The following is a 20,219-nucleotide window of genomic DNA, read 5'->3' on the forward strand; positions in this document are numbered from 1 at the left end:
AATGCAGATCAATGTGGGAGGGGGCTTGCTCCCGATAGCGGTGGATCAGCCAATGCATCTGTTACTGACAGGCCGCCATCGGGAGCAAGCCCCCTCCCACACTTACCGAGCATGAGCTTAAGTAAGCTGTTGCTCCTGCAAACGCCCACCGTCGATGCGCACATGCCGCCCGTGGAAACGCTTGAGGCTGCTGCGGTGGCCGACGCTGACGATGCTCAATCCCGGCAGTTCATCAATCAACGCTTGGTACAGGGTTGCCTCGTCTTCTTCATCCATCGCCGAGGTCGCTTCGTCCATGTACAACCATCGCGGTGCAAACAATAACGCACGGGCAAACGCCAGGCGCTGTTGCTCTCCCGGCGAAAGCATACGTTGCCAATGATTGGCCTCATCCAGCCGAGCGACCAGGTGCGGCAGGCGGCAGGTTTCAAGGACCTGTGCATAACGTTCGGCCGCATAACCGCTGTCATCTTGTGGATAACTGAGCACCGCCTTGAGCGTACCAATCGGCAGGTAAGGCTTCTGCGGCAGGAACAAGTAGCGCGTCGCCGGCAGACGAATGCTGCCATGACCGGCCGGCCACAGATGGCCCATCGCCCGCAGCAAGGTGCTCTTGCCGCTGCCGGAACGCCCGCTGAGCATGACACGCTGGCCAGGCTCCACGGTCATGTCGGCGTCGGTGAGCAGGTGACGGCCGTCGGCCAGGTCCATGCCCAGGTCCTTGATCACCAGGCGCTCGCCTTCAGGGCGCACATCGATGGCCGGAGCGCGCTGCTCGTTGTCGCTCATGGCTTGCTGAAAACTCAGCAGACGATCACTGGTGGCGCGCCACGTCGCCAGTTCCGAGTAGGCGTTGATAAACCAGCTGAAGTTTTCCTGCACGTTGCCAAACGCCGAGTTGATTTGCATCAGCTCGCCCAGCTCAATCTTGCCAGTGAAGTAGCGCGGCGCGGCGACGATAAACGGGAAGATGATCGCGATCTGGCTGTAGCCAGCGGTGAAAAAGGTCAGGCGCTTGGACACTTTCATGATGTCCCAGAAGTTCTGCCAGACCTTGCCGAAGCGCGTACTCAAACGTTGCCTTTCATTCGGCTCGCCGTTGTACAAGGCAATACTCTCGGCATTCTCCCGCACCCGCACCATGGAAAAACGCAGGTCCGCCTCCAAGCGTTGCTGCTGGTTGCTCAGGCCGATCAAGCGGCGGCCGATCAGGTGCGTCAGCCAACTGCCCACGGCGGCGTACAGCAGCGCGCACCAGAACATATAACCGGGGATGGTGATGCCAAACACTTCGATGCTGCCCGACACACCCCACAGGATAATCGAGAACGACACCAGGCTGACCACGTTACGCAGCAACCCAAGGCCGAGGCTCAAAGTGCCGGAGGTGAAGTTGTTGAGGTCCTCGGAAATCCGCTGGTCCGGGTTGTCGGTATAACCGCCCTGCTCCAGCTGGTAGTAGTTCTTGTGGGCCAGCCACCGGGTGAAGTGCTTTTCGGTGAGCCAGGCACGCCAGCGGATTGTCAGCATCTGGGTCAGGTAGAGCCGATAAACCGCACCGAGAATCGCCACGGCGGCGATCGCGCCAAAATAACCGATCAGTTGCCAGAAGGCCGCGGTGTCCTTCTTCTCCAGGGCGTTGTAGAAGTCCTTGTACCAGTGGTTGATCCACACGGAGATCGCCACGCTGAACAGCGACAGGCCAATCACTGCGGCCAGCAGCAGCCAGGCCCTGCCCTTCTCCTCGCTGCGCCAATAAGGCGTGATCATGGCCCAGGTTCGGCGGAAAAATTGCCCACGCACCGCATCGTTGACCGCGGAGTACTCAGCGTTCTGATTCATTGTTCAGGCTCGGTAGGAAAACATCACAGGCGTTTGAACCGATCATAGGTGATCGGTTCGTGCATCCGTGCAGCCTGAAGCGGGTTGTTCAGTTGCCGTTCAGCGTCGTACCGGGCGCTTCTGCAACTTGCGCTGCAAAGTACGGCGGTGCATGCCCAGAGCGCGGGCAGTGGCAGAGATATTGCCTTCGTGCTCGGTCAGCACGCGCTGGATATGCTCCCATTGCAGGCGGTCCACCGACATCGGGTTTTCCGGTACCAGGGTGTCGAGGTCGGCGTGCTCGGAAAGCAGTGCGGCCAGCACGTCGTCGGCATCCGCCGGCTTGCACAGGTAGTTGCAGGCGCCGCGCTTGATGGCTTCAACGGCGGTGGCGATGCTGGAATAACCGGTGAGGATCACCACGCGCATTTCAGGGTCAAGCTCCAGCAGCTTGGGCAGCAGTACCAGGCCAGAGTCGCCGTCCATTTTCAGGTCGAGGGCGGCGTAGTCCGGCAGGTCGGCCTGTGCGATGGTCAGGCCTTCTTCGGCCGACCCTGCGGTGCTGACGCGAAAACCGCGACGGCTCATGGCGCGCGCCATCACGCGGGTGAAGGTCGCATCGTCATCTACCAGCAACAGGTGCGGCAGTTCTTCGCCTTCGACTTGGATCTCGTCACTCATCGATATCTCCTCGTGCGGCACGGGGCAGGCGCAGCTCGGTGAGCGTGCCACCTTCCTCATGACTATAGAGCTTCACTGAGCCGCCCGCGCGGGTCACGCTGGCCTTGCTCAAAAACAGGCCCAGGCCGAAGCCTTTGCCCTTGGTGGTAAAGAACGGTTTGCCGATCTGCTCGGCAATGGCCAGCGGCACACCCGCGCCGTGGTCACGAATGCTGATGGTGATGTTCTCGGCGTCCCAGTCCAACTGTACACCGAGCCCTTCAGGGCAGGCGTCAGCGGCGTTGTTCAGCAGGTTGAGCAGCGCCTGGGTCAGGTCCGGCGGCGGCGCCAGGCGCGGCACGCTGCCTTGGCCCAGCAGGTTAAAGCGGTAACTGGCTTCGGGACGCATGAGGTGCCAGCGATTCAGGGCCTCATCGAGCCACTGGGTAACGTCCTGCATCTCCACCGCCAGACGGCGATTGGCTTCGGCGGCACGCACCAGTTGCTGCAATGTCAGCTTGCACTGCTTGACCTGCTCCTGCAAAACGCTGAGGTCATCCTGCAGGGCCGGGTCGTGATGGTCCTGGGTCATTTCCTTGAGCAGCACGCTCATGGTCGCCAGCGGCGTACCCAACTCATGGGCGGCACCGGCGGCCTGGGTGGCGACGGCCAGCAGTTGCTGGTCACGCAAGCCCTCTTCACGGCGAATGGCGCGCAATTCTTCCTGACGGCGCAGTTCTTCGGCCATGCGTGCGGCGAAGAAGGTGATCACCGCAGCGGACAGGGCAAAACTCAACCACATCCCGTAGATCTGCAGGTTTTCCCGTGCGATCGGGAAGGTCTGCAAGGGGTAGAACTGAGCCAGCAGCAAGGTGTACAGCGTCAGCGCGATCCCCGACAGCACCACCGAGTAGCGCCACGGCAACGTCACGGCGGCGATGGTCAGTGGCACCAGGTAATACGAAACAAACGGGTTGGTGGACCCACCGGAGAAATACAGCAACACGCTGTGGATAAACAGGTCGCAAGCCAGTTGCAGGGCATATTCCAACTCGGTAACCGGCCAGGTGGTGCGCAGCCGTATGGCGGTAAACGCACATAACACCGTGGAAAAACCAAGGGTGACAGCCAGTTGCAGCCAGGGCAGCGGCAGCAGGTCGAACCAATAGGCGAGCCCGACGGAACCGGCCTGTGCGGCCAATACCAGGGTACGAATGAACGTCAGGCGCCAAAGGTTCTGGCGAGTGGCGGAAGTCAGTTTTACGGCGGCGAGCATGAGCTCTCCCGATGAGCGCTGCAGGCGGATCGGCACGAGTATAAACGAAGCAGACCGGCTGGCACGGCGCGTGTGGCTCTTTGACGCAGGCTCGGCTAATGACCGTTCGTCGGCGCAGGCCTACTTGTAGGTAATGTGTAAACCCGAAGAACCCGATGCCAGCGTCTACAGTCATACCGAGCACGACTATCTCAAGGAGCTTCCATGTCTCGTTTCATTCGCAGTGCAGCCATCATCACTCTCAGCGCCAGCGCGATTGCCAGCCTGCCGGCGGTGGCCGCCGATGCACTGAATTACAACCAGATCTCCCTGCGCGCCGAAGTCAGCCAGGAAGTGGCCCGCGACAAGATGATCGTCACCCTCTACACCGAGTCGCAAAACGCAGACCCGGCCAAGCTTGCCGCTGAAATTACCACCACCATGAACACTGCCCTGGGCCAGGCCCGCGAAGTCAAAGGCGTGACCCTGCGCCAGGGCAGCCGTAACAGCTACCCGATCTACGACAACAAGAACCAGAAGATCACCGGCTGGCGCGAGCGCGCCGAACTGCGCCTGGAAAGCGCAGACTTCCCGGCGCTGTCCAAGCTCACCGGCGAGCTGTTGAACACTTTGAAAATGGAAAACATGGACTTCGCCATCGCTGATGCCACGCGCAAGGCCAGCGAAGATGCGCTGCTCAAAGACGCCGTTACCGCGTTCAAGGCCCGTGCGCAACTGGCCACCGACGCACTGGGCGGCAAGGGTTACAAGATCGTCAACTTGAACTTCAACACCAATGGTTACCCGATGCCTTATGCCCGCGGTGGCATGATGATGAAGGCCGCCATGGCCGATTCGGCACCGACCCCTGAAGTTGAAGCGGGCACCAGCCAGGTCAGCATGAGTGCCGATGGTGTGATTGAAGTGCTGCAATAAACTTTAAAAAACACCATGGCGCAGCCTTAACGGGCTGCGCCTTTTTTTACGCTGTTTCGCCATCACCGAAAGTTCAGCCGTCTGAAAACCTTGCAATAGATAACTCAAACTTCTCTGAGCAGCCAAGGGCACCATTTGACGCACATGCTCCTACCTGAGTAACCAGAACGGCGGTAACCTCGGTGACCGCCTTTTTCGTTTGGGCAGTTTTATACGTCCGCCATCTTAGGGGTCTCCATGGAAAGAATCGCCATCAAGCCACTGCTCCTCACCGTCAGCCTCCTGGCCTTTATGCCGATGGCCCAAGCCGCTACCACACTGGTCTACTGCTCCGAAGCCAGCCCCGCCGGCTTCGATCCCAGCCAGTACACCAGCGGCACTGATTTCGACGCGTCCGCCGAAACCGTGTTCAACCGCCTGACTCAGTTCAAGCGCGGTGGTACCGAGGTAGAACCTGGCCTGGCCACGAGCTGGGATGTATCGAAGGACGGCCTGAGCTACACCTTCCACCTGCGCGATGGGGTCAAGTTCCACACCACCGACTTCTTCACCCCGACCCGCGATTTCAACGCCGACGATGTGCTGTTCACTTTTAATCGCCTGCTGGATGCCGACAGCCCGTTTCGCAAGGCTTACCCCTCCGAATCGCCCTACTTCACCGACATGGGCTTGAACACCACGATCAAGAGCGTCGACAAACTTGACGAACACACCGTGCGTTTCACCCTGAACAACGTCGATGCGTCATTTGTACAGAACCTGGCCATGAGTTTCGCCTCGGTGCAATCGGCCGAATACGCCGCCCAGCTCTTGAAAGAAGGCAAGGCCGAGCAGATCAATCAGAAGCCGATCGGCACCGGCCCGTTTGTGTTCAAGCGTTACCAGAAAGACGCGCAGATCCGTTATGTGGCCAACAGACAATACTGGAAGCCCGAGGACGTGAAGCTCGATAACCTGGTATTTGCGATCACCCCGGACGCCGCCGCGCGCCTGCAAAAACTCAAGGCCGGTGAATGCCAGGTCAGCGGTTATCCGCGACCTGCCGATATCGACGTGATGAAACAGGATCCCAACCTGCGCGTGCTGCAACAAGCTGGTTTCAACCTGGGTTTTCTGGCCTACAACGTGACTCACCCGCCGCTGGACCAGCTCAAGGTGCGCCAGGCCCTGGACATGGCGATCGACAAGCCGGCAATCATCAAGGCCGTGTACCAGAGCGCCGGACAATTGGCGCAGAACGCACTGCCGCCAGCGCAGTGGTCTTATGATCCCGACATCAAGGATGCCCCGTACGATCCGACCAAGGCCCGGTTGCTACTAAAAGAAGCAGGGGTTGCACCAGGTACCACCATCAATCTTTGGGCGATGACCGTTCAACGCGCCTCCAACCCCAATGCGCGGATGTCCGCACAGATGATCCAACAGGATTGGGCCAAGGTCGGCATCAAGGCCAACATCGTCAGCTATGAGTGGGGCGAATACATTAAACGCGCCAAAAATGGCGAACATGATGCAATGATTTACGGCTGGACTGGCGACAACGGCGACCCAGATAACTGGCTCGGCGTGCTCTACAGTTGTGCTGCGGTCAAGGGCAGCAACTACGCCAAATGGTGTAACCCGGCCTACGACAAGCTGGTGCAGCAAGCCAAGGTCAGCAACGACCGCGAGCAGCGCATCAAGTGGTATCAACAGGCGCAGAAAATCCTTAAGGAACAGGTACCTATAACGCCTATTGCGAACTCGACGGTTTTCCAGCCTCTGCGCAAGGAAGTGCGCGATTTCAAGATCAGCCCGTTTGGACTGACGCCCTTCTACGGCGTGAGTCTAGATAAGTAACATCCATGCCCCAACCGAGTGCGCTAGACGCCTCGGCTGGGCTTTTTTGGTGCGCACATTGCACCGAAAAAAACATCAATTCGACGCTTTTATGGCAAAACTTTCATAATTGCGACATTCCTGTACGTTCGTACCACAGTTTGCCGCTCGTAACCGTTCAGCATCTTGCATTGGGTATGGCGCCTGCATAAGTATCCGCAGGCCGACTCACGAGGTCGCCCTCACCACCAAAAATGACAACAAATCATGAGGCCAACATGCTTAAACACGCAGTCCTTCCGTTATTAGTGAGCGCCGGCCTGATGGCCGCAGCCCCCGTAGCCCTTGCGGCAACTAACCTGGTGTTCTGCTCCGAAGGGAGCCCGGCCGGTTTCGATCCAGGCCAGTACACCACCGGAACAGACTTCGATGCCTCGGCCGAAACCATGTTCAACCGTCTGAGCCAGTTCGAGCGTGGCGGCACCGCCGTCGTTCCTGGCCTGGCCACCAGCTGGGACGTGTCCCCCGACGGCCTGACGTACACCTTCCACCTGCGCGAAGGCGTCAAGTTCCACACCACCCCGTACTTCAAGCCTACTCGTGAATTCTCGGCTGACGACGTACTGTTTACGTTCAACCGGATGATCAACAAAGACGATCCGTTCCGTAAGGCCTACCCCACCGAGTTCCCATACTTCACGGACATGGGGATGGACACCAACATCAAGAACATCGAGAAAGTCGATGACCACACCGTCAAGTTCACCCTTGGCACCGTGGACGCGGCTTTCATCCAGAACCTGGCCATGAGCTTCGCTTCGATCCAGTCCGCTGAATATGCCGCGCAACTGTTGAAGGAAGGCAAACCCGCCGACATCAACCAGAAGCCGGTCGGCACTGGCCCGTTCGTGTTCAAGAGCTACCAGAAAGACTCGAACATTCGTTACACCGGCAACAAGGACTACTGGAAACCTGAGGACGTGAAGATCGACAACCTGATCTTCGCTATCACCACCGACCCATCGGTGCGTATCCAGAAGCTCAAGAAAAACGAATGCCAGATCACCCTGTTCCCGCGTCCGGCCGACCTCAAGGCGCTGGGCGAAGACAAAGACCTGAAACTGCCGCACCAGGCCGGTTTCAACCTGGGCTACGTTGCCTACAACGTCATGGACAAGGTCAAGGGCAGCGATCAGCCAAACCCGCTGGCGGACCTGCGCGTACGCCAGGCGCTGGACATGGCCGTAAACAAGCAGCAGATCATCGACTCCGTGTACCAGGGCGCCGGTCAACTGGCCGTCAACGCCATGCCGCCGACCCAATGGTCCTACGACACCAGCATCAAGGACGCCCAGTACGACCCTGAGAAAGCCAAGGCGCTGCTCAAGGAAGCCGGCGTCAAGGAAGGTACCGAAATCGTCCTGTGGGCCATGCCGGTTCAGCGTCCGTACAACCCGAACGCCAAGCTGATGGCTGAAATGCTGCAGAACGACTGGTCCAAGATCGGCCTGAAGGTCAAGATCACCAGCTACGAATGGGGCGAGTACATCAAGCGCTCCAAAGGCGGCGAGAACCAGGCCATGATCATTGGCTGGAGTGGCGACAACGGTGACCCGGATAACTGGCTGAACGTGCTGTTCGGCTGCGACTCGCTGTCGGGTAACAACTTCTCCAAGTGGTGCGACAAGAAATTCGACGGCATCGTGAAAGAAGCCAAGGCCACATCGGATGTCGCCAAACGCACCGAGCTGTACAAGCAGGCGCAACATATCCTCAAAGATGCAGTCCCGATGACACCTATCGCGCACTCGACGGTGTATCAACCCATGCGTAACACCGTACAGGACTTCAAGATCAGCCCATTTGGCTTGAACTCCTTCTATGGCGTTAGCGTAAGCGGCAAGTAAGGATCAATAACGGCGACGTTTCATAACGTCGCCGTTATTCCATCCGCCAGGGCCGTAGGAAACAGACCACATTTGTAAACGTTGCCGTCCTACAGCAACGAACTGCGCTTCGTGTCTCCGTTACCTACAAGCCCAGTCAGAATTGGCGCATTTACTGCAAGGTCCGCGTCCCATAACGTCGTAGGACAGCAGAGGCATCACTCTGGGAAATGGCACTTGCTGTGCGTGGGATCAGTGATGTCTCCCTGGCTGTGGCCAGCGGGATGGTTCGCTGTTGATAACTACAAACAAGGATCGGGATTGTCATGCGCCATACCACTGTTCTATCCGCTATGTTTGCCACCAGCCTGCTGGCCGTGGCCACGATGGGCCAGGCCGCTGAAAAGAAGAGCCTGGTGTTCTGCTCCGAAGGCAGCCCGGCAGGGTTTGACACTGCGCAATACACCACCGCCACCGACAATGACGCGGCAGAGCCGTTGTACAACCGCCTGGTTGAGTTCGAAAAAGGCGCGACCGACGTAGTGCCAGGGTTGGCGACCAAGTGGGATATTTCGCCAGACGGCCTGACCTACACCTTCCACCTGCGTGAAGGGGTGAAGTTCCACAGCAACAAGGAGTTCAAGCCAACGCGCGACTTCAATGCCGACGACGTGCTGTTCACCTTCAACCGTATGCTTGACCCCGACCATCCATTTCGCAAGGCCTACCCCACAGAGTTTCCGTACTTCAACGGGATGAGCCTGAACAAGAATATCGCCAAGGTCGAAAAGACCGACCCGCACACCGTAGTGATGACCTTGAACACGGTCGACGCCGCGTTCGTACAGAACATCGCCATGAGTTTTGCCGCGATCCTGTCGGCCGAATACGCCGAGCAGTTGCTCAAGGAAGGCAAGCCCAGCGACATCAACCAGAAGCCGATCGGCACTGGCCCTTTCGTGTTCCAGCGGTACCAGAAAGATTCGCAGATCCGTTACGTGGGCAACAAACAGTACTGGGACCCGAGCCGCGTCAAGCTGGACCAACTGATCTTCGCCATCAACACCGACGCCTCGGTACGCGTACAGAAACTCAAGGCCGGCGAGTGCCAGGTCACCCTGCATCCGCGCCCCGCCGATGTGGACGCGCTCAAGGCCGACCCGAACCTGCAACTGCTGACCAAGCCTGGTTTCAACCTCGGCTACATCGCCTACAACGTGCGCCACAAGCCCTTCGACCAGCTTGAAGTGCGCCAGGCGCTGGACATGGCGGTGAACAAGCAGAGCATCCTCAACGCCGTGTACCAGGGCGCCGGGCAACTGGCGGTCAATGGTATGCCGCCGACGCAGTGGTCCTACGATGACAGCATCAAGGACGCCGCCTACAACCCGGAAAAAGCCAAAGAGCTGCTCAAGGCTGCCGGCGTCAAGGACGGCACCGAGATCACCCTGTGGGCCATGCCGGTGCAGCGTCCGTACAACCCCAACGCCAAGCTGATGGCCGAGATGCTGCAGAACGATTGGGCCAAGATCGGCCTGAAAGTCAAAATCGTCAGCTACGAGTGGGGCGAATACATCAAGCGCACCAAGAACGGTGAGCACGATGTCAGCCTGATTGGCTGGACAGGCGACAACGGTGACCCGGACAACTGGCTGGGCACCCTCTACAGCTGCGACGCCATCGGTGGGAACAACTACTCCATGTGGTGTGACCCGGCGTACGACAAGCTGATCAAGCAAGCCAAGGTCGTGACCGACCGCGAACAAAGGACTGTTCTGTACAAACAGGCGCAGCAACTGCTCAAGCAGCAAGTGCCGATCACGCCAGTCGCCCACTCGACGGTCAACCAGCCGTTAAGCGCCAAAGTCGAAGGTTTCAAGGTGAGCCCCTTCGGCCGCAACGTGTTCTCGGGCGTGAGCATTACCCCATAAGAAAATAACCGGATTGCGGGGAGCGAAGTTCGCTTCCCGGCAAACGTGCAGGCTTTTTTCAGGAAAGTTCCTACGCCAAACGTTTGCAAAAGCTTGAACGAGTTCCACACCCAATAGCCGGTTCACCTAAAAAGACCGGCAAAAAAAAAGAGAACCAAAGGAGCTTCACCCATGAAACTGAGCAGCAAAGCGCTTCTGGCCCTGGCCATCAGCAGCATCACGGCAACCGCCTACGCTGAAACCCAAAGCCAGGACTTCGTTCCTACCACGTTGGCCGCCAGCAGCGCCCAAAGCGAGGCCAAGGGCTTCGTTGAAGATTTCAGCCTGGGCGGCACCACGCGCAACTGGTACTCCCATGAAAGCAAATACCGTGGCGGCACCTTCGCGTACAAAAAACATGGTCAGACCCTGACCGACCGCAACCGTACCAACTGGGTACAGGGCACCATCCTCAACGCCAGCTCGGGTTTCACCCAGGGCACCGTTGGGGTCAAGACCGAAGTGGCGGTCTACAACGCACTGGTACTGGACCGCAGCAAGCGTGATATCAAGGGTGGCTCCAACCGTACCCTGGCCGACTCCAACGGTGACGCCGTAGACCAGTGGAGCAAACTGGGCCTGGCCAACGTGCAGTTCCGCGTGTCCAACACCACCTTGACCGCCGGTCGCCAGAACTTCAGCAGCGGCATCATCGACACCATCGGCAACCGTGCCCTGCCTTCAAGCTTCCAGGGTGTGAGCTTCAACAGCGAAGAGTTCAGCAACCTGTCGTTCCAGGGCGGCGTGTTTGACCGTGTTTCGCCACGTAGCGAACAGAGCCTGTCGAAATTCCGCTCCGAGTACACCAACAGCGCAAAAGTTGAAACAGACAAGGTCTACACCCTGGGTGCCAACTACCAGCCGTTCAAAAGCCTGAAGACCAGCTTCTTCGGCGCCAACGTCAAGGACTTCTGGAACCAGTACTACTTCGGCGCTACCCATGAACTGGGTGACAGCCAGGAGCTGGCGCTGACCACCGGCTTCAACTATTACAAAACCGTCGATGAAGGCAAAAAGCTGATGGGGGATATCGACAACGATACCTACTCCCTGTCCTTTGGCCTGACTCACCAGGCTCACAGCCTGACCTTCGCCTACCAGGCCGTGAACGGTAACGAGTACTTCGACTACCTGCACGAAACCAACGGTATCTACCTGGCCAACTCCCTGACGTCCGACTTCAACGGCCCGAACGAGAAATCGTTCCAGGTTGCCTACGCCATCAACATGGCCGAATACGGCGTGCCAGGCCTGAAGTTCAACGCCTACTCCGCGCGCGGCTGGGGCATCGACGGCACCCACTACACCGGTAACCGCGGTGTTGTCGGCAAAGGCTACGACGGTATCCAGTCCCAGGACGGCGAGAAGCACCAGGAATACGGTATCGGCGCTTCCTACGCGGTCCAGAGTGGCCCGCTCAAGGCCACCGCGATTCGTGCCACCTATGTTGAACACCGTGGCAGCGAGTTCCAATCCGACGGCAGCATCAAAGAGTTCCGTCTGGTCACCACCATCCCGTTCAACATCCTTTAATTAGCGCCAGGCAGGCGGCGGGCTCAGGACGAGCTCGCCGTCTACGCTTTTCTGGTTCCATCGATTGCAGAGGGCTCTGAATGAAAATGCTCCCGCTACAAGCCGCCATGGCTGCCGCGCTGTTGAGCGTGGCGATCGGCGTTTCGGCCAAACCCCTGGTGGTGTGCACCGAAGCCAGCCCGGAAGGTTTCGACCCGGTCCTGTACACCACCGCCGTGACCGCTGATGCCGCTGCTGAAACCATGTTCAACCGTCTGGTGGATTTCAAGCCCGGCACCACAGAAGTGGTCCCTGCCCTGGCCAAAGACCTGCCGGAAATCAGCGCCGATGGTCTGACTTACACCTTCCACCTGCGTGACGACATCAAGTTCCACACCACCGATTATTTCAAACCCACGCGCAACCTGAACGCCGACGACGTGCTTTGGAGCTTCCAGCGCCAACTGGACCCGAATCATCCGTGGCATAACAAGTCCCTCGTGGGCTACCCGTACTTCGAAAGCATGGGCTTCAAGGAACTGCTCAAGAGCGTAGAGAAGACCGATGATCATACCGTCGTCTTTACCCTGACCCGTCCTGAAGCTCCGTTCCTGGCTGACCTGGGCATGGCATTCTCTTCAATCCACTCGAAGGAATACGCCGACCAGTTGCTCAAGTCCGGCAAAACTGAAGACCTCAACGCCAAGCCTATCGGCACTGGCCCATTCGTCTTCAATCGCTATCAGAAAGATGCCCAGGCGCGCTTCAAGGCCAACCCGGACTACTTCCGCGGCAAGCCGGCGGTCGACCCGCTGATTCTGGCGATCACCACCGATAACAACGTGCGGCTGCAGAAGCTCAAGGCCAACGAATGTCAGATCGCGTTGTTCCCCAAGCCGGATGACATTCCAAGCATCAAGAAAGACCCGAACCTGAAGGTCGATGAACTGGCGGCGATGACCACCAGCTACACCGCATTGAACACTACTCGCAAATACATGAGCGATGCCCGGGTACGTCACGCGATCAACATCGCGTTCGACAAGGCCGGTTACACCGAAGCGCTGTTCGGCAAAGGCAACGCGGTAGTGGGTACCGGCCCTTATCCGCCGACATTGCTGGGTTTCAGTGAAAAGCTGAAAAACCCAGCGCGAGACCTGGACAAGGCCCGTGCCCTGCTCAAGGAAGCCGGCGTACCGGAAGGCACCGAATTCACCCTGTTCACCCGAAACGGCGGCGGCCCAACCAACCCCAATCCAATGCTCGGCGCCCAGCGCATGCAGGCGGATCTGGCGCAGGTTGGCCTGAAGGTCAATATCAAAGTCATGGAATGGGGCGAAATGCTCAAGCGCGCTAAAAACGGCGAGCACGACATGGTTTCGGCTGGCTGGGTCGGTGATAACGGCGACCCGGATAACTTCCTCACTCCGAACCTGAGTTGCGATGCGGCGAAAAACGGCGAAAACTACGCGCGCTGGTGTAACAAAGAGTTTCAGGGCTTGATCGACAAAGCTCGTGCGGAAAAGGAACCGGCCTTACGGGCCGCGCTCTATGAACAAGCACAAGATGTCTTCGAGAAGGACCAGCCATGGCTTCCAATGGCTTACCCGAAACTGTTCACCGCCATGCGCAAGAACGTAGAAGGCTTCACCCAAAGCCCTCTGGGTACAAATAACTTCGCCACCACCCAGGTGAAGTAAATAAGAAAAACGCTCGGCACCGTCGACATTGACGGTGCCGGACCTGCCTAACCGGCTGATTGAGGTACACACCAAGATGTTTAGTTTTATTGCCCGCCGATTGGGGTTATTGATCCCCACGTTCTTCGGCATCACGTTGCTGACCTTTGCGTTGATTCGCATGATTCCAGGCGACCCCGTAGAAGTCATGATGGGCGAGCGACGGGTTGACCCCGAAATGCACGCACAGGCAATGGAGCGCCTTGGCCTTAACAAGCCGCTGTATGCGCAATACCTGGATTACGTCGGCAAGCTCGCCCAGGGCGACCTTGGCGAATCATTGCGTACGCGCACCAGCGTGTGGACCGAGTTCACCGCCCTCTTCCCGGCGACCCTGGAACTGTCCATGGCCGCCCTGTTGTTCGCCGGTATCCTGGGCCTGCTGGCCGGGGTGATCGCGGCGCTTAAACGAGGATCCCTGTTCGACCACGGGGTGATGGGCATCTCCCTGGCAGGGTATTCGATGCCGATCTTCTGGTGGGGCCTGATCCTGATCATGTTCTTCTCGGTGAGCCTGGGCTGGACCCCGGTATCCGGGCGTATCGACCTGCTCTACGACATCGAGCCGCGCACCGGCTTCATGCTGATCGACACCCTGCTGGCCGACGAGCCGGACGCGTTCTGGGATGCGTTGCACCACCTGATCCTGCCAGCGATCGTGCTGGGCACCATCCCGCTGGCAGTGATCGCCCGAATGACCCGCTCGTCGATGCTTGAAGTACTGCGTGAGGACTACATCCGCACCGCCAAGGCCAAGGGCCTATCGCCGGCGCGCGTGGTGTTCGTGCACGGCCTGCGTAACGCGCTGATCCCGGTGCTGACCGTGGTCGGCCTGCAAGTCGGCACACTGCTGGCAGGTGCGGTACTGACCGAAACCATCTTCTCGTGGCCCGGCATCGGCAAGTGGCTGATCGAAGCCATTGGCGCGCGGGACTACCCGGTGGTGCAAAACGGCATTCTGCTGATCGCCTGCCTGGTGATCCTGGTGAACTTCGTGGTGGATATCCTCTACGGCTTCGCCAACCCACGCATCCGTCACCAGCGCTGAGATCATGACCATGACTACCTCTACTCCAGTGTCAGCAGTCGATCAGAGCCTGCTGTACCCATCCCCGTACAAAGAATTCTGGCAAGCCTTCTCCAAGAACAAAGGCGCGGTCGCCGGCCTGCTGTTCATGTTGCTGATCGTGTTCTGCGCGATCTTCGCCCCATGGGTTGCGCCGCATAACCCCAGCGAGCAGTACCGCGACTTTCTGTTGACCCCGCCGGCGTGGCTGGAAGGTGGGCAGATGCAATTCCTGCTGGGCACCGACGAACTGGGCCGTGACTTGCTCTCGCGCCTGATCCAGGGTTCGCGCCTGTCGTTGCTGATCGGCTTGTCGTCGGTGGTGATGTCGCTGATTCCGGGCATCCTGCTGGGCTTGTTCGCCGGGTTCTTCCCGCGCTTGCTCGGCCCGACCATCATGCGCCTGATGGACATCATGCTGGCCCTGCCGTCGCTGCTGCTGGCCGTGGCGATTGTCGCCATCCTCGGCCCTGGCCTGATCAACACCGTGATCGCCATCGCCATCGTGTCGCTGCCGTCCTATGTGCGTCTGACCCGCGCCGCGGTGATGGGCGAACTGAACCGCGACTACGTGACTGCCGCCCGCCTCGCCGGTGCCGGCCTGCCACGCCTGATGTTCATCACCGTGCTGCCCAACTGCATGGCGCCGCTGATCGTACAAGCGACCTTGAGCTTTTCCTCGGCGATTCTCGATGCCGCGGCCCTGGGCTTCCTCGGCCTTGGCGTACAACCGCCAACCCCGGAGTGGGGCACCATGCTGGCTTCGGCCCGTGACTACATCGAACGCGCCTGGTGGGTCGTGAGCCTGCCTGGTTTGACCATTTTGCTCAGCGTGCTGGCAATCAACTTGATGGGTGACGGCCTGCGCGACGCGCTGGACCCGAAACTCAAGAACGCCGCCTGAGGAGATTCCCATGTCACTGTTAGAAATCAAGAATCTCAACGTGCGCTTCGGCGACAAGACCGCCGTGCCGGTGGTCGATGGCCTCGACCTGTCGGTCGACAAAGGCGAAGTGCTGGCGATCGTTGGCGAGTCGGGCTCGGGTAAATCCGTGACCATGATGGCGCTGATGGGCCTGATCGAGCACCCCGGCATCGTGACCGCCGATGCGCTGAACTTCGACGGCAAGGACATGCTCAAGTTGAGCAACCGCCAGCGTCGTCAGATCGTCGGCAAAGACCTGGCGATGGTGTTCCAGGACCCGATGACCGCGTTGAACCCCAGCTACACCGTGGGTTTCCAGATCGAAGAAGTGCTGCGCCTGCATTTGAAAATGTCCGGCAGGCAAGCGCGCAAGCGGGCGATCGAACTGCTGGAAAAGGTCGAGATCCCAGGCGCAGCCAGCCGTATGGATGCCTACCCGCACCAACTGTCCGGCGGTATGAGCCAGCGCGTAGCCATCGCCATGGCGATTGCCGGCGAGCCCAAGCTGCTGATCGCCGATGAGCCGACCACTGCGCTGGACGTGACCATCCAGGCGCAGATCATGGAACTGCTGCTGGCCCTGCAAAAAGAACAGAACATGGGCCTGGTGCTGATCACCCACGACCTTGCGGTGGTGGCTGAAACTGCCCAGCGCGTGTGCGTAATGTACGCAGGCCAGGCGGTGGAGGTCGGCCAGGTGCCCCAGCTGTTCGACATCCCGGCGCACCCGTACAGCGAAGCGCTGCTCAAGGCGATTCCGGAACATAGCCTGGGCGCCACGCGCCTGGCCACGCTGCCAGGCATCGTACCAGGCCGCTATGACCGTCCGCAGGGCTGCCTGCTGTCACCGCGCTGCCCGTATGTGCAGGACTCCTGCCGCGCCCAGCGTCCAAGCCTTGATCCGAAAAGCAACAGCCTCGCCCGCTGCTTCTACCCGTTGAACCAGGAGGTGGCGTAATGGCCGTCGTACTTACCGCCCGCGACCTCACCCGTCACTACGAAGTGTCCCGTGGCTTGTTCAAGGGCCACGCCACCGTGCGTGCCCTTAATGGCGTGTCTTTTGAACTGGAAGCCGGCAAGACCCTCGCCGTGGTAGGCGAGTCGGGCTGTGGCAAATCCACCCTGGCCCGTGCCCTGACGCTGATTGAAGAGCCGTCTTCAGGCTCCTTGAAAATCGCCGGGCAAGAAGTGGCCGGCGCCGACAAGGCCCAGCGCAAGCAATTGCGCAAAGACGTGCAGATGGTGTTCCAGAGCCCCTATGCGTCGTTGAACCCACGCCAGAAAGTCGGTGATCAACTCGGTGAGCCGTTGCTGATCAACACCAACCTGTCGGCCGCTGAGCGCCGCGAGAAAGTGCAGGCGATGATGAAGCAAGTGGGCCTGCGCCCTGAGCATTATCAGCGCTACCCGCACATGTTCTCCGGCGGCCAGCGCCAGCGCATCGCGTTGGCCCGGGCGATGATGCTGCAACCCAAAGTGCTGGTGGCGGACGAACCGACCTCGGCGCTGGACGTGTCGATCCAGGCCCAGGTGCTTAACCTGTTCATGGATTTGCAGCAGGAATTCAACACCGCCTACGTGTTCATCTCCCACAACCTGGCGGTGGTGCAGCACGTGGCTGACGATGTGATGGTGATGTACCTCGGCCGCCCGGTGGAAGTGGGCCCCAAGGAAGACATCTACGCACGCCCGCTGCACCCCTACACCCAGGCGCTGCTGTCGGCCACACCGACCATTCACCCGGACCCGAACAAGCCGAAGATCAAGATCGTCGGCGAACTACCCAACCCGCTGAACCCGCCGCCTGGCTGCGCGTTCCACAAGCGCTGCCCGTACGCGACCGAGCGCTGCAGCAGTGAGGAGCCGCTGTTGCGGCCATTGGATAACCGGCAGGTGGCCTGCCACTACGCGGAGCAATTCGTGGCCTGAAGCAACCCGGCCTCTCCCTGTAGGAGCGAGCTTGCTCGCGAAAAACGTCAACGATAACGCGGGTAGTCTGGTTTAACGCGGTGTTCATACGTTCTTCGCGAGCAAGCTCGCTCCTACAGGCGCAGCGGTTTAAATGAGTTCCATCGCCCTTCCCGCCAGATTGCGCATCAGTCTGGCCGGAGGGGCTTTTTTTGCGCGTTTGTAACAAAAAACATACCGCGCCTTTCACTGCCAGGAGCCTTGAAAACGTTGAGCCAGAGCCATACGAAAAGTGTATAGATTGTAAATGACATTTACTTCTGTTTGAGAATCAATACCATTACGGCGCCTGGAGAGCGCTGGATGCACGAAAAAAATTCAGACGCCTCTCGTTCAATCGCCCCTCCTAAAGGACTTTGTGGACATGTCGTCTCAATTCAGACTCAGCCATCTCTCGCTGGCGTTTATCGCTACCCTTTCGTCCCCCGCGCTGCTGGCGCAGAGTGTGGAAAAAGAGCGCGATAAAGTGCCGATCCAGGCGTCGGATCTGCCTGTAGATGGCACGCCTCAAGCCCTTGTGCTGGGCGAAACGCGTGTTTTGGGGACCGCTGCCGAAGAACTCAAGCAGGCGCCCGGTGTGTCGATCATCACCGCCGAAGACATCAAAAAACGCCCGCCCACCAACGACCTGTCGGAGATCATCCGCCGCGAGCCGGGGGTCAACCTGACCGGCAACAGTTCCAGCGGCAGCCGTGGCAACAACCGCCAGATCGACCTGCGCGGCATGGGCCCGGAAAACACCTTGATCCTGATCGATGGCAAACCCTCTACCTCGCGCAACGCCGTGCGTTATGGCTGGAGTGGCGACCGCGATACCCGTGGCGAAACCAACTGGGTGCCGGCCGAAGAAGTCGAACGCATTGAAATCCTGCGCGGCCCGGCCGCCGCCCGTTATGGCTCCGGTGCCATGGGCGGGGTGATCAACATCATCACCAAACGCCCGACCGACCAATTGCACGGTTCCCTGACCGCCTATACCGCCTTCCCCGAAAACGATGCCGAAGGCGCGAGCAAACGCACCAACTTCAATCTCAGCGGCCCGCTGACCGACACCCTGGCGTTCCGCGTCTATGGCGGGCTGAACAAGACCGACGCCGATGACGCCGACATCAACCGCACCGCCCAAGCGACCCCTGACTCGCTGGTGGCCGGTCGCGAAGGCGTGCGTAATAAAGACGTGAATGGTTTGCTGAGCTGGCAATTCACCCCCGAACAAACCCTCGACCTGGAAGCCAGCTACAGCCGCCAGGGCAATATTTTTGCCGGTGACACCATGCTTAACGGCGGTGGCGCATTCGTGGAAAGCCTGGTGGGCAAGGAAACCAGCGTGATTCAGCGCAGCAGCTTCTCGGCCACGCACCGCGGCGAATTCGACTGGGGTTCGACCCTGGCCTCGCTGACCCACGACCTGACCCGCAACGAGCGCCTCAACGAAGGCCTGGCCGGTTCCGGCGAGGGCGCGCCCTCCGCCAGTGCAGGCCGTTTCGAGTCGCGCTTGCGCAATACCCGGGCCACCGCCGAGGTTAACCTGCCCCTGAACTTCGGTGCCGAACAGGTACTGACCCTGGGCAGCGAATACCTCTACGAGTCGATGAACGATCCAGGCTCGTTGCGCCCGCAAACTTATGACCCGGGCACCGGCGGCGTCCCCGCCATCCCCGGTGTCAGCCGTAACAGCACCAAGACCACCGCATCGAGCTATGCCGTGTTTGCTGAGGACAACATCGAACTGGGCAGCAAGACCGTCATCACTCCCGGCCTGCGCTACGACGACCATGAAGAATTCGGCGGCAACTGGAGCCCCAGCTTCAACGCCTCGCACCAATTGACCGATGAACTGAGCATCAAGGGCGGCATTGCCCGCGCCTACAAGACCCCCAACCTGTACCAGTCCAACCCGAACTATTTGCTGTACAGCCGTGGCAATGGCTGCAACGCCAGCGAAGCCAACATGGGCGGTTGCTACCTGGTGGGCAACCGCGACCTGAAGCCGGAAATCAGCGTCAACAAGGAAATCGGCCTGGCTCTGGACAAGGGCACCTGGCGCACCAGCGCGACGTACTTTCGTAATGACTACAAGAACAAGATCAACGCCAGTAACGAGGCGGCTTTCCGCCTGGGCAACGGTCGACGCGTACTGGAGTGGGAAAACAGCGGGCCCGCCCTGGTCCAGGGGGTTGAAGGCAACCTGTTCGTCAGCCTGCGTGATGATCTGGACTTGAACACCAACCTGACCTACATGATCGACTCCAAGGACAAGGACACCGGCGAGCCCTTGAGCATCATCCCCAAGTACACCGTCAACACCACGCTGGACTGGCAAGCCACCGACAAGCTGTCCTTCCAGGTCAGCGGCACCTACTACGGCAAGCAGGAAGCGCCGACACTCAACTCACGCAGCGCCAACAGCTATGACCGCAGCGCCCAGCAGGATGTCGACCCGTATGGGCTGATGGGCCTGAGCAGTGGTTATGAGTTCAACAAAAACCTGAGCGTACGCGTGGGCATCAACAACCTGCTGGACAAGCGCCTGTCGCGCAAAGGCAACGCCGAAGATGCGGGTGCGCAGACCTACAATGAGCCCGGTAGAGCATACTTCGCATCGGTGACGACATCGTTCTAAGTCAATGCCTGATGTCTAAACAGCGCCTCCCGTCAGCTAC

The 20,219-nt window shown here is 59.5% G+C and carries 14 protein-coding genes; 11 read left to right on the plus strand and 3 right to left on the minus strand.

Annotation, left to right across the window (positions count from 1 at the left end):
* Window positions 1–117 precede the first annotated feature (117 nt).
* The 3 genes from TX23_RS07360 to TX23_RS07370 all read right to left on the minus strand — a co-directional run bounded on the left by TX23_RS07360 (window position 118) and on the right by TX23_RS07370 (window position 3,757).
* Complete coding sequence (locus TX23_RS07360; protein WP_057701621.1) at window positions 118–1,842, minus strand: ABC transporter ATP-binding protein/permease; 1,725 nt, start codon at window positions 1,840–1,842, stop codon at window positions 118–120.
* Window positions 1,843–1,941: 99 nt separating this feature from the next.
* Window positions 1,942–2,502 carry a response regulator transcription factor gene (locus TX23_RS07365; protein ID WP_003171731.1) on the minus strand — a complete coding sequence of 187 codons (561 nt, stop codon included), beginning with the start codon at window positions 2,500–2,502 and terminating at the stop codon, window positions 1,942–1,944.
* Window positions 2,495–3,757: an ATP-binding protein gene (locus TX23_RS07370; protein ID WP_057701622.1), complete on the minus strand. Its 1,263-nt coding sequence runs from the start codon at window positions 3,755–3,757 to the stop codon at window positions 2,495–2,497. Before TX23_RS07370 ends, TX23_RS07365 begins: the two co-directional genes overlap by 8 nt.
* 204 nt (window positions 3,758–3,961) lie before the next feature.
* On the opposite strand from TX23_RS07370, the gene TX23_RS07375 reads away from it, so the two are divergent.
* From TX23_RS07375 to TX23_RS07425, 11 genes are all read left to right on the plus strand, one after another.
* A complete protein-coding gene (locus tag TX23_RS07375; RefSeq protein WP_057701623.1) occupies window positions 3,962–4,672 on the plus strand; it encodes an SIMPL domain-containing protein in 711 nt (236 codons plus the stop codon).
* 237 nt (window positions 4,673–4,909) lie between these two features.
* Window positions 4,910–6,511 (plus strand): ABC transporter substrate-binding protein, encoded by a 1,602-nt coding sequence (locus tag TX23_RS07380; RefSeq protein ID WP_057701624.1) that lies wholly within the window; start codon window positions 4,910–4,912, stop codon window positions 6,509–6,511.
* A gap of 257 nt (window positions 6,512–6,768) precedes the next feature.
* Entirely contained in the window at window positions 6,769–8,397 is a 1,629-nt protein-coding gene (locus TX23_RS07385) for an ABC transporter substrate-binding protein (RefSeq protein ID WP_057701625.1), read from the plus strand.
* 332 nt (window positions 8,398–8,729) lie between these two features.
* Window positions 8,730–10,307: an ABC transporter substrate-binding protein gene (locus tag TX23_RS07390; RefSeq protein ID WP_407071378.1), complete on the plus strand. Its 1,578-nt coding sequence runs from the start codon at window positions 8,730–8,732 to the stop codon at window positions 10,305–10,307.
* Between the two features lie 171 nt (window positions 10,308–10,478).
* Entirely contained in the window at window positions 10,479–11,879 is a 1,401-nt protein-coding gene (locus tag TX23_RS07395) for an OprD family outer membrane porin (protein ID WP_057701627.1), read from the plus strand.
* Window positions 11,880–11,959: 80 nt separating this feature from the next.
* Entirely contained in the window at window positions 11,960–13,558 is a 1,599-nt protein-coding gene (locus tag TX23_RS07400; protein WP_057701628.1) for an ABC transporter substrate-binding protein, read from the plus strand.
* 76 nt (window positions 13,559–13,634) lie between these two features.
* Complete coding sequence (locus TX23_RS07405) at window positions 13,635–14,645, plus strand: ABC transporter permease subunit (protein WP_003171721.1); 1,011 nt, start codon at window positions 13,635–13,637, stop codon at window positions 14,643–14,645.
* A 10-nt stretch (window positions 14,646–14,655) separates the two neighbouring features.
* Window positions 14,656–15,567, plus strand: coding sequence for an ABC transporter permease subunit (locus TX23_RS07410; protein WP_005784738.1), 912 nt, complete (start codon window positions 14,656–14,658; stop codon window positions 15,565–15,567).
* Between the two features lie 10 nt (window positions 15,568–15,577).
* Entirely contained in the window at window positions 15,578–16,546 is a 969-nt protein-coding gene (locus TX23_RS07415) for an ABC transporter ATP-binding protein (protein WP_057701629.1), read from the plus strand.
* Complete coding sequence (locus TX23_RS07420) at window positions 16,546–17,517, plus strand: peptide ABC transporter ATP-binding protein (RefSeq protein WP_057701630.1); 972 nt, start codon at window positions 16,546–16,548, stop codon at window positions 17,515–17,517. The genes TX23_RS07415 and TX23_RS07420 overlap by 1 nt, the downstream gene beginning before the upstream one ends.
* Before the next feature lie 403 nt (window positions 17,518–17,920).
* Window positions 17,921–20,179, plus strand: a complete 2,259-nt coding sequence (locus TX23_RS07425) for a TonB-dependent siderophore receptor (protein WP_057701631.1) — start codon at window positions 17,921–17,923, stop codon at window positions 20,177–20,179.
* Window positions 20,180–20,219: the final 40 nt, after the last annotated feature.

The organism is Pseudomonas paralactis, assembly GCF_001439735.1.
In the GTDB taxonomy this organism is placed as follows: Bacteria; Pseudomonadota; Gammaproteobacteria; order Pseudomonadales; family Pseudomonadaceae; genus Aquipseudomonas; species Aquipseudomonas paralactis.

Bases quoted from the DNA above. Each gene is read 5' to 3' on its own strand.
- TX23_RS07360 (WP_057701621.1), bottom strand. From the start codon at position 1,842: ATGAATCAGAACGCTGAGTACTCCGCGGTCAACGATGCGGTGCGTGGG.
- TX23_RS07365 (WP_003171731.1), bottom strand. From the start codon at position 2,502: ATGAGTGACGAGATCCAAGTCGAAGGCGAAGAACTGCCGCACCTGTTG.
- TX23_RS07370 (WP_057701622.1), bottom strand. From the start codon at position 3,757: ATGCTCGCCGCCGTAAAACTGACTTCCGCCACTCGCCAGAACCTTTGG.
- TX23_RS07375 (WP_057701623.1), top strand. From the start codon at position 3,962: ATGTCTCGTTTCATTCGCAGTGCAGCCATCATCACTCTCAGCGCCAGC.
- TX23_RS07380 (WP_057701624.1), top strand. From the start codon at position 4,910: ATGGAAAGAATCGCCATCAAGCCACTGCTCCTCACCGTCAGCCTCCTG.
- TX23_RS07385 (WP_057701625.1), top strand. From the start codon at position 6,769: ATGCTTAAACACGCAGTCCTTCCGTTATTAGTGAGCGCCGGCCTGATG.
- TX23_RS07390 (WP_407071378.1), top strand. From the start codon at position 8,730: ATGTTTGCCACCAGCCTGCTGGCCGTGGCCACGATGGGCCAGGCCGCT.
- TX23_RS07395 (WP_057701627.1), top strand. From the start codon at position 10,479: ATGAAACTGAGCAGCAAAGCGCTTCTGGCCCTGGCCATCAGCAGCATC.
- TX23_RS07400 (WP_057701628.1), top strand. From the start codon at position 11,960: ATGAAAATGCTCCCGCTACAAGCCGCCATGGCTGCCGCGCTGTTGAGC.
- TX23_RS07405 (WP_003171721.1), top strand. From the start codon at position 13,635: ATGTTTAGTTTTATTGCCCGCCGATTGGGGTTATTGATCCCCACGTTC.
- TX23_RS07410 (WP_005784738.1), top strand. From the start codon at position 14,656: ATGACTACCTCTACTCCAGTGTCAGCAGTCGATCAGAGCCTGCTGTAC.
- TX23_RS07415 (WP_057701629.1), top strand. From the start codon at position 15,578: ATGTCACTGTTAGAAATCAAGAATCTCAACGTGCGCTTCGGCGACAAG.
- TX23_RS07420 (WP_057701630.1), top strand. From the start codon at position 16,546: ATGGCCGTCGTACTTACCGCCCGCGACCTCACCCGTCACTACGAAGTG.
- TX23_RS07425 (WP_057701631.1), top strand. From the start codon at position 17,921: ATGTCGTCTCAATTCAGACTCAGCCATCTCTCGCTGGCGTTTATCGCT.